This window comes from Massilia terrae (assembly GCF_024753145.1).
In the GTDB taxonomy this organism is placed as follows: domain Bacteria; phylum Pseudomonadota; class Gammaproteobacteria; order Burkholderiales; family Burkholderiaceae_D; genus Telluria; species Telluria terrae.
This window is the reverse complement of the sequence record NZ_JANUGU010000003.1, coordinates 25,851-38,404: the sequence shown is the minus strand read 5'-3', so window position 1 is coordinate 38,404 and position 12,554 is coordinate 25,851. Positions and strand designations below refer to the sequence as shown.

Below are 12,554 nucleotides of genomic sequence, written 5' to 3'. Positions count from 1 at the left end.
GACAAGGACGAAGGGTGGGGCGGGCAACCGTACCCACCCTTCGTCGCAACTGAACAAGAAACGGAGAAGCGCATGGAGATCCTGAGCACCAAGGCCGACGGCATCCTGGCCATCGAATTCAATCGCGCCGAGCGCAAGAACGCCATCACCTCGGCGATGTACCAGGCGATGGCCGATGCGCTATTCGAAGCCGATCGCGACACGGCGGTGCGTGCGGTGCTCATCACCGGCAAGCCGGAGATTTTCACGGCCGGGAACGACCTGGAGGACTTCCTGAAATCCGCCGCGCTGCCGATGAGCGAAGACCGTCCGGTGTTCCAGTTCATGCGCGCGCTCTCCGGCATCAGCAAGCCGGTGGTGGCCGCGGTGTCGGGCGCCGCGATCGGCATCGGCACCACGCTGCTCTTGCACTGCGACCTGGTCTACTGCGCCGACAATGCGAAGTTCTCGCTGCCGTTCTCGCAGCTCGGCCTGTGCCCGGAGTTCGCATCCTCGCTGCTGCTGCCGCAACTGGCGGGCTATCCGCGTGCGGCCGAGAAGCTGCTGCTCGGCGAAGCATTCGGCGCGCAGGAAGCGTACGAGATGGGGCTGGTGTCGAAAGTGCTTCCGGTGGCCGAGCTGCCCGCCTTTGCGCGCCAGCAGGCGGCCAAGCTGGTGGCGCTGCCGGCGGCCTCGATCCGCATGACAAAATCGCTGATGAAGCGACCGCGCCAGCAGGCCATCGACGACACGCTGGCGTTTGAAAGCAAGCAGTTCGCCGCGATGCTGCAGGGCGCGGAAGCGAAGGAGGCATTCACCGCCTTCTTCGAAAAGCGCAAGCCGGACTTTTCGAAATTCGACTGAGCCGATCTTAAAAAAAGGAGGGCGCGTCCATGGCCACACAGCTGAAGACACCGGGTGTTTACGTCGTGGAGGAGAACGCCTTTCCCAATTCGGTCGTGGAGGTGGCGACGGCGGTGCCGGCCTTCATCGGCTACACTGAAAAGGCCCAATCCGGCCAGCAGAACCTGACTGGCGTGCCGACCCCGATCTCATCGCTCGCCGAGTACGAGCTTTACTTCGGCGGCGCGCCGGACACCCGGATCACCTTCAACGAGGACGGGACGCTGGGCGCCCCGGTTGGCCAGTTCTTCCTCTACCTGAGCCTGCGCCTGTTTTTCGACAACGGCGGCGGGCCTTGCTACATCGTCTCGGCCGGCGATTACAGCGCAGCGGCCAATGCGGAACAACTGACAGCACCGCTGCTTGCGCTCGAAAAGTTCCTTGATCCGACCATGGTCGTGATCCCGGACGCCATGCTGCTGGCCGATGGCGCGGCCGCCAACAGCGTGGCGGAGGCGGTGCTGGCGCACTGCGGCAAGATGCAGAGCCGAATCGGCATCTTCGATGTCTTCGATGGCTTCAAGCCGCGCACCAATGGCCCTGACGACGTCATCTCGGGCGACAAGGGTTTCTGGAGCCTGAGCAGCGGCTTCCTCAACTACGGCGTGGCTTATTACCCGTGGCTCAATACCAGTTTGCTGGCGGATGGCGCCATCGACTACACCCGGGTGAGCGATGAGAGCAAGCCGGCGCTGGCCACATGGCTGAAGCGTCAGGCCAGCGCCGCCGGCTTGACCGGTCTTGAGGATTTGATCGGCAAGATATCGCAGCCTTCCATGGTGCCGGACACGCACAGGGCGCTGGCGGCCGCGCTGCCCGCCTACCGGGCCGCGATGAACGCGATCAGGCAGGCGCTGAACCTCCTGCCGCCGTCCGGCGCCATGGCCGGCGTCTACACGCGGATCGACAACAACATGGGTGTGTACCGGGCACCCGCGAACACCGGAATCAACTCGGCGGTCTCGCCGGCCGTGAACATCGACAACGTGCAGCAGGGAGAATTGAACGTTCCGCTCAACGGCATGGCGATCAACGCGATCCGCGTGCTGCCCGGCCGCGGGATGGTGGTCTGGGGTGCGCGTACACTCGACGGCAACAGCGACGACTGGCGCTATGTGAACGTACGCCGCACCGCGATCATGCTGGAGCAGTCGATCAAGACAGCGCTGCAAGCCTACGTGTTCGCACCGAACGACGTGCATACATGGGCGACGGTGAACAGCATGATCAGGAACTTCCTGACCGTGCAGTGGCAACAGGGTGCGCTGATGGGCGCCAAACCAGAAGATGCCTTCAGCGTCGCTGTCGGCCTGGGCTCGACCATGAGCGGGAACGAGCTGCTGGACGGCTACATGAACGTCTCGGTCAAGGTCGCCCTCGTGCGTCCGGCCGAATTCATTGTGATGACCTTCCAGCAGCAAATGGCCGTGTCCTGAGCTCCCCGAACCAGCAGAATCGTGGCAACCCCGCCACATGCTATTGCTCCAATGTTTATCTTAAATTAGAATCATTCTCATTTAGATTTTCGTTCTTAATAAACATGAAACCTGTCCGGATTGGGAAGCTGCTGGCCGCGCTTGCTGCCGTGCTGCTCGCCGGATGCGGCGGCGGTGGCGGCGGTACGGCGGCCTCGCCGCAGCCTGAGCTCCTGTCGTCCTTGTCGCAAGGCGCGGCGCTGGGCGAGAAGATTTTCAACGATGTGTCGCTGTCGGCCTCCGGCAAGCAGTCCTGCGCCAGCTGCCACAATCCGGACAATGCGCACGGCCCCAGCGATGGCCTGGCGATCCCGCTGGGCGGGCCGGACGGCATCGTGGCGGGTTTCCGCGCCTCGCCCTCGCTGCGCTACATGCAACAGACGCCGGCCTTCCATTTCGAAGCGGACGGCACGCCGGTCGGCGGCTTCAACCGCGACGGCCGCGCTGCCACGCTGCAGGACCAGGCCGAGCGCCCCCTGCTGGCGCCGCACGAGATGGCCAACGCCAGCAAGGCCGACGCGGTCGCTCGCCTGAGCAAGGCGGCCTACGCGGACCAGTTCCGCAGCGTGTTCGGCGCGGCCATCTTCGACAATGCGGAGCAGGCCTTCAGCCGCATGCAGTTCGCGCTGCAGCAGTTCGAGAAGGAAGACCCGCGCTTCCATCCTTTCGATTCCAAGTACGACCTGTTCCTGGCCGGGAAGGTGATGCTGAACGACGCCGAGCTGCGCGGGCTGGCGCTGTTCAACAATCCGGCCAAGGGCAACTGCGCGGCCTGCCATCCAGGCGCGCGCGGTAGCGACGGCAGCGCTCCCCTGTTCACCGACTTCAGCTTCGACGCGCTGGGCGTGCCGCGCAACCCGCGCATTCCGGCCACCGCCGATCCCGCCTACTTCGACCTCGGCCTGTGCGGCCCCGATCGCACGGACTTGAGCGCGCGCCAGGACCTTTGCGGAGCGTTCAAGGTGCCGACCTTGCGCAACGTCGCGACCAGAAAGTCCTTTTTCCACAACGGCTACTTCACCAATTTGACCGATGTCGTGCGCTTCTACGTGCGGCGCGATACCAATCCTGAGGAGTGGTACCCGGTCGGCGCGAACGGCGTGGCCGAGAAATTCAACGACCTGCCGCCGCAGTTGCGCAAGAACGTGAACACCGCCGAAGGCCCGTACAACCGCCAGCCCGGCATGATGCCGGCGTTGGATGAAACCGAGATTGCCGACCTTGTCCAATTCCTGGGCTCGCTCACCGACGGCTACAAACTTTAACTATCGAACGGAGAAGAACAATGCAAAGAAAACTGATCAGCGTCGCACTGGCCGCCGCCTTCCTGGCCGCCCCGGCCTCGGTGCTCGCGCAGGAAACCGACCTGGCCAAGCGTGTCGAGCAGCTGGCCGCGGAACTGGCGCAGCTGAAGGCCGAGCTGGCGGCGCAGAAGGCGCAGGCGGCATCGGCACAAACCGCGCCGGCGCCCGCAGCACCGGCTCCTGGCGCACCGGCGCCGGCGCCGGTCGCGACCAGCGCACCGGCAGCCGTGGCCGCCGCCGCGCCCGCGAGCGAGCAGCCGTCCACCGTGCTGATCGGCTACGGCGAGATCAACTACAACCGCCCGGTGCGTAACGCGAGCGGCGCGCAGGCCGATGTGCGGCGCGCCGTGATCGGCTTCCAGCACCGCTTCGACGAGCGCACCAAGATCGTGTCCGAATTCGAATGGGAACACGCGGTGGTGTCGGCCAGCGACCAGGGCGAATCCGAAGTCGAGCAGCTGTACGTGGAGCGTGAATTCGGCGGCGGCCTGCGCGCCCGCGCCGGCCTGTTCCTGATGCCGGTGGGCCTGCTGAACCAGACCCACGAGCCAACCGCCTACTACGGCGTCGAGCGCAATTTCGTCGAGACCGCGATCATCCCCACCACCTGGCGCGAGGCCGGCATCGGCCTGACCGGTGAATTCGGCGAAGGCTACACCTGGGACGCGGGCGTGACCACCGGCTTCGACCTCACCAAGTGGGACCCGGCTTCGGAAGAAGGCCGCGAGTCGCCGCTCGGTTCGATCCACCAGGAAGGCCAGGTCGCCAAGGCGCGCAACCTGGCGCTGCACGGCGCGCTGAACTGGCGCGGCTATCCGGGCCTGCTGGTGGGCGGCTCGGTCTTCACCGGCAAGGCCGGCCACGCCACCGAAGGCTTCGCGGCGCAGGACGCCCGCGTCAGCCTGGTGGACCTGCATACCCGCTACACGCCGGGTGCGTGGGACCTGTCGGCGCTGTGGGCCTACGGCCGCATCAGCGACACCGGCGCACTCAACGCCACCTTCGTCGGCAACCCGACCCCGGTGCCGAGCAGCTTCGCGGGCTGGTACCTGCAGGCCGCCTACCAGCTGTGGCAGTCAGGCGACTACGTGCTCAGTCCTTTCGCCCGCTACGAAAGCTTCAATACCGCACGCAGCTACGGTGCGATGCCGGCGGGGCTGGGCGTCGCGACCGGGCCGAACCAGCGCGTGTCCACCGTTGGCGCCAATTTCAAGGTCGGGCAGGGCGTGGTGCTGAAGGCCGATTACCAGAAATTCGCCGACGATAAATCGCGCGACCGGGTCAACCTCGGCGTCGGCTTTGCTTATTGAGGTGGAGCGATGCGCTACGTACCGCTGACAGTGTTGATCGCAGGCGCCGCCAGCGCACCCGCGTTTGCAACGCAGTACCTGAGCGCCGAGGAAGCGCAGAAGCTGATCTTCCCCGACGCTGACGCCTTCCGTCCGCACCCGCTGGCGCTGGACGCGGCGCAGATGAAGCAGGTCGAGCAGCTGGCCGGTCTGCCGGCGCGCTCGGTGCAGTGGCGCGTGGTGGCCGCGATGAAGGGCGCCACGGTGCTCGGCTACGTGGTGCTGGACGACGTGGTCGGCAAGTTCGAGCTGATCTCGTACGCGGTCGGCGTCAATCCGGACGCCAGCATCCGCCAGGTCGAAATCCTGGCTTACCGCGAAAGCCACGGCGCGGAAGTGCGGCTGCCCGCGTGGCGCCGCCAGTTCGTGGGCAAGAGCGCGAAAAGCGGCGGGCTCGCGATCGGCGGCGGCATCGCCAATATCAGCGGCGCCACGCTGTCGTGCACCCATATCACGGACGGCGTGCGCCGCATCGCCGCGGTGGCGCAGGTGGCGCTGGCAAAATGATCCGGCGCGCGCAGCCCTGGCTGGGCACCATGGTCGAGATCAGCGCGGAGGGCAGCCATGATGCGCTGACCGACGCGTTCGCGGCCATCGCGCGCGTGCACGGGCTGATGAGTTTTCACGATGCGCACAGCGACGTCTCGCGCATCAACCGCGCCGCGCCGGGCGACACGGTGCACATCGACCGCGATACCTGGGAAGTGTTGCGCATCGCGGCCGATATCGGGCGGCTGTCCGGCGGCGCTTTCGACATCGCCTGCGCGCCGCGGCTGGTGGCGTGGCAGGTGCTGCCGGCGCCGCAAGCCACGTCGCCCGCGGTCCTGAAATTCGAGCGGGTGCTGGCGCTGGAGCGGGAGGGCGTGGTGCGCAAGCTGGCCGCCGGATGGATCGACCTCGGCGGCATCGCCAAGGGCTATGCGGTCGACCTCGCGGTAGAATGCCTGCAGCGGGCCGGCGTGCGCTCCGGCTGCGTGAATGCGGGCGGCGACCTGCGCGTGTTCGGCGAGCTGCGCCTGCCGGTGTCGATCCGCTCGCCGCGCAATCCGGGCGTGGCCGCCGCGGTGCTGGAGCTGGAAGACTGCGCGCTCGCCACCTCCGGCAGCTATTTTTCGTCGCGCGAAGTCGATGGCCGCGTGATGGTCAGCGCACTGGTCGACGCCCGCGACGGCACGGCCATCGTGAACGATCGCAGCGCCTCGGTGCGCGCGCCGCGCTGCGTGCTGGCCGACGCGCTGACCAAGGTCGTGCTGGCCACCGGCGACGTGCGCCACCCCGCGCTGTCCGCATGCGAGGCCAGCGCTTTTTTGATTTGATGCGATGAACAGGACTCCTCCCGCCGCCGCCAGCAAGCGCTTCGGCTTCCGGCTCGAACGCTGGCACCGCCGCACGGTCTACGTGACCGGCGCGGTGCTGTTCCTGTCCGGCGTGGCCTGGCTGGTGCTGCGCTACTTCATGCGGCCGGTGAGCGAATTCGGCGAGACCGTCAACCCGCTTGAGCCATGGGCGATGAAGCTGCACGGCGCTGCCGCGATGGCCACGCTGTTCTTCACCGGCAGCCTGCTGCACCTGCATGTCCGGCGCGCGGTCAAGGCGGGCCGCAATCTGCTGGTCGGCTGGTCCCTGGTGGCGATCCTGCTGTTCCTGCTCGTGACCGGCTACGGCCTGTACTACCTCGCCGGCGAGGCCGATCGCCCGCTGTGGTCGGTGCTGCACTGGGCGGCCGGCTTGGCGGTCGCGCTGCTGTTCGTGCTGCACATCGTGGTCGGCCGCAAGAGCGTGGCCGAGTAGTGTTTGGTGCCGGTATATTTCCCGACCGCCGGCGCCGGTAGGGCAGCTCGCGCTGCCGATGTTGCCGCTCTTTCCCCAGGAGCGAAACGGATTGTGCAGGCCGGATGTGACAGGCGTGCGACGCGGTTTTAGATTTTTGCCTTCGGGAAAAAAAGAAGGATAATTACGGCTCCCCGGCGGTTTCCGCCAGCCTTCCCAGGAGAGAACGTGCAAGACCTCGATCACGACCAGCGCGACGACGCCGACCTTCCCGAGAACCCGGCGCGCCGCCGCATCTTCCAGGCGGCTGCGGCGGTCGGCTTGTCGACCACGCTGCCGCACGCGCCAGCCGAAGCCGCCGTCGCCGCCACCTCGCTCGACGCCAAGCTCCGGGCGCATGTGAAGAACGTGGTTGTGATCTATCTTGAGAACCGCAGCTTCAACAACCTGTTCGCGAACTTCCCGGGCACGGCGCTGCCGCTGTCAGCGGTAGCGCCCGCCGCGGCGGCCCAGCGCGACCGCGACGGCTCGGTGCTGCCGACGCTGCCCAAGGTGTGGGGCGGCATGGTGCCGGCGCGCCAGAACATCGGCGGCAAGGACTACCTGATCAAGGAAGAGCAGATCAGCGGCCTGCCCAATGCACCGTTCACGCTCAAGGATGCGGAAGGCAATCCGCTGCCGGAAGGCCTGGTGACGCGCGACCTGTGGCACCGCTTCTACCAGAACCAGATGCAGATCAACGGCGGCAAGAACGATGGCTTCGCGGCCTGGGGCAATGCCGGCGGCCTGGTGATGGGCTACTACGGCGAGACGCACAAGAACCTCGGCCTGTGGCAGATCGCGCGCGAGTTCACGCTGTGCGACAACTTCTTCATGGCGGCCTTCGGCGGCTCCTACCTGAACCACCAGTTCCTCGTCGCGGCGCGGCCGCCCGCGTATCCCGATGCGGCCAACTCGCCGGCCAAAAAACTCATTGCCGCGCTGGACGACGGCCCGACCGGCGTGCAGCTCACGCTTGCGCACGACAGCCCGCGCTCGGCGCTCGAAGGCAAGCCGAAGTTCGTCAGCGACGGCGACATCACGCCCGACGGCTACACGATCAACACGATGGCGCCGCCGTATCAGCCGAGCTGGGTGCGGCCGGCGCCGGGTGGCGATGCGTCGGCCGCCGATCCGCAGAATCCTTCCGTGCTGCCGCCGCAGGCTTACGACACGATCGGCGACCTGCTGTCGGCACGCGGCGTGTCCTGGGCCTGGTACGCCGGCGCCTGGCAAGCGGCGCTGGAGCATCGCGGCGAGGGCAGCCGGCCGAATTTCCAGTACCACCACCAGCCGCTCAATTACTTCAAGCAGTTTGCACCGGGCACCGCCGCGCGCGCCAAACATCTGCGCGATGCCGGCCTGGGCGACAGCCCGATCTCCAATAAGTTCATCGCCGACGCGATTGCGGGGCGCCTGCCGGCCGTCGCGTTCTACAAGCCGCAAGGCAACCTGAACCTGCATGCCGGCTATTCCGACATCGAGTCGGGCGACGCCCACGTGGCCAATGTGATCGAGCACCTGAAGAAATCGCCGCAGTGGAAGGACATGGTGGTCGTGATCACCTTCGACGAGAACGGCGGCTGGTGGGACAACGTGGCGCCGCCCAAGGGCGACCGCTGGGGTCCTGGCTCGCGCATCCCGGCGATCATCGTGTCGCCGCATGCGAAGCGGGGCAATGTGGACCACAACTTCTACGACACGACCTCGATCCTGCGCTTCATCACGCGCCTGCACGGCCTGCCGCTGCTGGAAGGCATCGCGGCCCGCAACGCCGCGTTCGCCGCGCGCGGCGCGCGTCCGCCGGGCGATCTGACTGCGGCGCTCAGCTTCCGCTGAAGCGCGCCTTACCTCGGCAAAGCCAGGCTGCGCGCCTGGCTTTTTTTGTGCCTTGCTCGGGGGCTACCGGGCGCTGCCCAAAAAAGGGCGGCGATACACTCGCAGCCTGATCCGGTCCATGTATAAATTTAATAACAGGAGAGCAAGATGCATAAGAAAAAGGTGTTGAAGAAACTGCTAGCAGTAACAGCTGTGGCGGCAATGTTCAGTGCATTCGGCGTGCAGGCGCAGACCGGCGGATCGAGCAATGCTTCCGGCACCGGCCAGGACGCCACCGCCCAGACCGGCCAGACGACGCGTGAGGGCACGGCCGGCAACACGAATAGCGTCGGCAAGGACGAGAAAGCGGGCAGCAGCAGCATGCAGAGCACGCGCAGCGGCAGCGGCAGCGGCAATACCTTGCACAATGTCCAGGACACGACGGGCGCCGGCAATCCCAACACCACCGGCAAGACCATGGCGGGCGGCACCATGGGCAATACCAATAGCATGGGCATGGAAAAGCGCCGCGACCACACCAGCGGCGCGAGCGGCGCCAGCGGCAGCACCGGCTCTTCTTCGCTGAGCAAGGCCGACGAAAAAATCCTCAAGGATATGGCGCAGGCGAACATCGACGAGATCGAGGCCGCCAAGCTGGCGCAAAGCAAGAGCCAGAACGACCAGGTCAAGACCTTCGCGCAGCAGATGATCGATGACCACAGCAAGGCGCTGAACGACGTGCAGCAGGTCGCGCAGCAGAAGGGCGTCACCCTGCCGACGGAGCCGGACGCCAAGCACAAGGCCATGTCCGCCAAGCTGGAAGCGATGAGCGGCACGGCCTTCGACAAGGCCTATATGTCGCAGGCCGGCGTGTCCGACCACAAGGCCGTGCATGGCAAGCTGATGAGCGATTCGAAGAAGGCCAGGGACAGTGACGTCAAGGGCCTGGCGGACAAGATGCTGCCGGTGGTGGAGCAACACCTGAAGTCGGCCGAGCAGGACAAGTCGGCAATGGCCAACACCAAGTCCGGCAAGTAGGCGCGTAGTCTGCGTTACCCGCGGACGGTATCTCTCTCAACAGGCGTCGCGTGCAAGGTTTCGCTGCGCGCCCGGCTGACCTTCCATTTTGCTTCGATCCGTCCGATCGGGATCTCGATGCCGACGATGGCCTTGAGCATCTCCTCGTAGCGGTACGACAGGCGCTCGACCAGATCCCGCAACCAGGCGGGATCATCCATCACGCGCAGGCGGCCGTGTGCGTGCACGACCGCGTAATTCCACGCCGGGCCGGGCGAAACATAGCTGGACGGTGAGGCGAACATCACCATCACTTCGGAACCGGCTTCCCGCGCGACCGGATTGGCGCGGGCGACATGCGCGCGCAAGGTGCCGCGCGGCGACTCGTCGCATGGCGCGACGATGTCGAAGCGAAGGTGATCGGTATCCATGCCGTTGGGGCCGACGCGCACCAGCGCGCCGAATGGATGGGCGGCGATCAGCGCGTGCATCACGTCCAGCCGCGTTTCCTCGAAATGGCGTGGCGTGTACATCAGCCGTGCTCCGGATGCCGTGCTTGAGCTGCGGTGCGCATGATTCGTCCTCCGCAAAAAATCATCCGCCATCTTAACCGCGCTTGGCCAGGAGTGGTGATTTATACTCTCAGCCATGACAAAAATTCGCTGCAGCTGGGCCAATCCGGCCAACCCGCGCTACCTCGATTACCACGACACGGAATGGGGCGTGCCATGCCACGATGAGCTGCGCCTGTTCGAGATGCTCAACCTCGAAGGCGCGCAGGCCGGCTTGTCGTGGGAGACCATCCTCAACAAGCGCGAGAACTACCGCGCGGCCTTCTGCGGCTGGGATGTGGACAAGATCGCGGCCTACGGCGAGGCCAAGGTAGCCGAGCTGCTGGCCAATCCCGGCATCGTGCGCAACCGGCTCAAGGTGGCGGCGGCGATCAGCAATGCGCAAGCCTACCTGCGCATGCGCGCCGATGGGCTCACGCTCGACCACTACCTGTGGTCGCAGGTGGACGGCAAGCCGATCGTGAACCGCTGGGCCAGGGGCGAGCGCCCGGCGCGCACCGATCTGTCGGACCGCATCTCGAAGGACCTCGGCAAGCGCGGCTTCAAGTTCGTCGGCTCGACCATCATCTACGCCTACATGCAGGGCATCGGCATGGTCGACGACCATGATCCCGAGTGCTTCTGCCATTCAGGGCGCTGAACATGCTGGCGCATTGGCGCGGCCGCGAGCGCTACACGGTTTTCGACAGCGCTTACGGCGACGGCAGCGGCGTGCGTGCGCTACTGCAGGCGTGGCGCGACGATCCGCAGCGGCCGGCGCGCCTGCACGTGGTCGCCATCGCGCGCGACCGCATGCCGGGCTTCCATCGCATTCCCCAAGCTGATGCCGGCCTCACGCTGGACCTGTTGAGCGCACCGCTCGACACCGCGCTGGCACAGCTGTCGGCGCGACTCGACTTCATCCGCCTGCACGGCATCGCGGACGAGGGCGCGGCTTTCGCGCGGCCGCTGGCGCGCATTGCCGCCGCCGATGCGCTGCTCGCGGAAGATGGGTTGGCAGCGGAACAGCTTGATGCGCTGGCCGCGCAAGGCTTCGTGTTCGACGGCGCCGGCCGCGCGCACTTCGCCAGCCGCAAGCCGCGCCTGCCGGTGGCGCCGGCGCCGCCGCGCCGCGCGATCGTCATCGGTGCCGGGATCGCCGGCGCGGCCGCGTGCGAGCGCCTGTGCGCGCGCGGCTGGCAGGTCACGCTCGTCGAGCGGCACGGACGGCCCGCGATGGAAGCGTCCGGCAACCACGCCGGCATCTTCATGCCGCTGGTGTCGCGGGACGACAATATCCCGACGCGGCTGGTGCGCGCGGCCTATCTGTACGCGCTGCAGTATTGGGACACCATTGGCGGCATCGGCCGCGCGATCGAAGGCGCGGCCTGCGGCGTGCTGCAACTGGCGCGCGACGCGGCCCATGCGCAGGCCGCGCGCGCGATCGCGGCCGAGGGCCGCTACCCGCCCGAATTCGCGCGCTGGCTCGAAGCGGGAGAGGCGGGCGCCATGCTCGGGCTGCCCGCGCTTGAGGGAGGCTGGCTGTTCCCGCAGGGCGGCTGGGCGCGCCCCGGCAGCGTCTGCGACGCCATGCTCGCTGCCTGCGGCGGTCGGCTCGACGCGCGTTTCGGCGCCGGCAGCGTGCGGCTCGAGCGCGCGGATGGCGAATGGCAGGTGGTTGATGCCGGCGGCGCCGTGCTGGGCCAGGCGCCGACCGTGATCCTCGCCAGCGGCGCCGGCGCCAGGGACTTCCCGCAAACGGCGCCGTTGCCGCTGGACGTGCTGCGCGGCCAGGTCTCGCACATCGTGGCCGATACCCTGCCGGCGCTGCCGCTGGTGCTGTGCCGCGAAGCCTACGTGACGCCGGCCTCGCATGGCATCTGCTGCGCCGGCGCGACCTACGACCTCGATCCCGATCCCGCGCTGCGCCAGTCCAGCCATGACGACAACCTGGCCAAGCTGCGCGCGCTGCTGTCCGACCCGCTCGCCGCCGCCGATGCCCCGCTCGCGGGCCGCGTCGGCTTTCGCACCGTGGCGCCGGACCGGCTGCCGCTCATCGGACGCCTGCCCGACTTCGACGCCGCCGGCGGCACCGAGCGCCTGCGCGACGTGCCGCGCCACCCCGGCCTGTATGGCCTGCTCGGCTACGCCTCGCGCGGCCTGACCTGGGCGCCGCTGGCGGCCGAGCTGCTGGCGGCATCGCTGGAGGGCGAACCGCTGCCGCTGGAAGCAAACCTTGTCGACGCCCTCGATCCGGCGCGCTTTGTGTTGCGTGCACGCCGCGCCCCACGGGGGCCCAATCCCGTGTACGACTGACAAATCGCAATACCAAAACGACATCCGCGCTAT

Annotated in this window: 12 protein-coding genes; 11 read left to right on the top strand and 1 reads right to left on the bottom strand. The window is 67.1% G+C overall.

Annotated features, from left to right (window positions below; translation table 11 throughout):
- The first annotated feature begins 72 nt into the window (after positions 1–72).
- The 9 genes from NX778_RS11050 to NX778_RS11010 all read left to right on the top strand — a co-directional run bounded on the left by NX778_RS11050 (position 73) and on the right by NX778_RS11010 (position 9,675).
- Positions 73–843 carry an enoyl-CoA hydratase gene (locus NX778_RS11050; RefSeq protein ID WP_258811798.1) on the top strand — a complete coding sequence of 257 codons (771 nt, stop codon included), beginning with the start codon at positions 73–75 and terminating at the stop codon, positions 841–843.
- Positions 844–872: 29 nt separating this feature from the next.
- Positions 873–2,318 carry a phage tail sheath family protein gene (locus tag NX778_RS11045; RefSeq protein ID WP_258811797.1) on the top strand — a complete coding sequence of 482 codons (1,446 nt, stop codon included), beginning with the start codon at positions 873–875 and terminating at the stop codon, positions 2,316–2,318.
- 104 nt (positions 2,319–2,422) lie between these two features.
- Complete coding sequence (locus NX778_RS11040) at positions 2,423–3,622, top strand: cytochrome-c peroxidase (protein ID WP_258811796.1); 1,200 nt, start codon at positions 2,423–2,425, stop codon at positions 3,620–3,622.
- Positions 3,623–3,642: 20 nt separating this feature from the next.
- The gene (locus NX778_RS11035; RefSeq protein ID WP_258811795.1) at positions 3,643–4,971 is read left to right on the top strand and encodes a putative porin; all 1,329 of its coding nucleotides are present in this window, start codon (positions 3,643–3,645) and stop codon (positions 4,969–4,971) included.
- 9 nt (positions 4,972–4,980) lie between these two features.
- Positions 4,981–5,517, top strand: coding sequence for an FMN-binding protein (locus NX778_RS11030; protein ID WP_258811794.1), 537 nt, complete (start codon positions 4,981–4,983; stop codon positions 5,515–5,517).
- Positions 5,514–6,326, top strand: a complete 813-nt coding sequence (locus NX778_RS11025; protein ID WP_258811793.1) for an FAD:protein FMN transferase — start codon at positions 5,514–5,516, stop codon at positions 6,324–6,326. Before NX778_RS11030 ends, NX778_RS11025 begins: the two co-directional genes overlap by 4 nt.
- 4 nt (positions 6,327–6,330) lie before the next feature.
- Positions 6,331–6,801 (top strand): DUF4405 domain-containing protein, encoded by a 471-nt coding sequence (locus NX778_RS11020; RefSeq protein ID WP_258811792.1) that lies wholly within the window; start codon positions 6,331–6,333, stop codon positions 6,799–6,801.
- A 207-nt stretch (positions 6,802–7,008) separates the two neighbouring features.
- Positions 7,009–8,658, top strand: a complete 1,650-nt coding sequence (locus NX778_RS11015) for an acid phosphatase (RefSeq protein ID WP_258811791.1) — start codon at positions 7,009–7,011, stop codon at positions 8,656–8,658.
- Positions 8,659–8,805: 147 nt separating this feature from the next.
- Complete coding sequence (locus tag NX778_RS11010; RefSeq protein ID WP_258811790.1) at positions 8,806–9,675, top strand: DUF4142 domain-containing protein; 870 nt, start codon at positions 8,806–8,808, stop codon at positions 9,673–9,675.
- A 14-nt stretch (positions 9,676–9,689) separates the two neighbouring features.
- Here the strand turns inward: NX778_RS11010 and NX778_RS11005 are convergent, their stop codons facing one another.
- Positions 9,690–10,187: an FMN-binding negative transcriptional regulator gene (locus NX778_RS11005; RefSeq protein WP_258811789.1), complete on the bottom strand. Its 498-nt coding sequence runs from the start codon at positions 10,185–10,187 to the stop codon at positions 9,690–9,692.
- Positions 10,188–10,302: 115 nt separating this feature from the next.
- On the opposite strand from NX778_RS11005, the gene NX778_RS11000 reads away from it, so the two are divergent.
- Both NX778_RS11000 and mnmC1 read left to right on the top strand, forming a co-directional pair.
- The gene (locus NX778_RS11000) at positions 10,303–10,866 is read left to right on the top strand and encodes a DNA-3-methyladenine glycosylase I (RefSeq protein WP_258811788.1); all 564 of its coding nucleotides are present in this window, start codon (positions 10,303–10,305) and stop codon (positions 10,864–10,866) included.
- 2 nt (positions 10,867–10,868) lie between these two features.
- A complete protein-coding gene (mnmC1, locus tag NX778_RS10995; protein WP_258811787.1) occupies positions 10,869–12,521 on the top strand; it encodes an FAD-dependent 5-carboxymethylaminomethyl-2-thiouridine(34) oxidoreductase MnmC1 in 1,653 nt (550 codons plus the stop codon).
- The last annotated feature ends 33 nt before the right edge of the window (positions 12,522–12,554 follow it).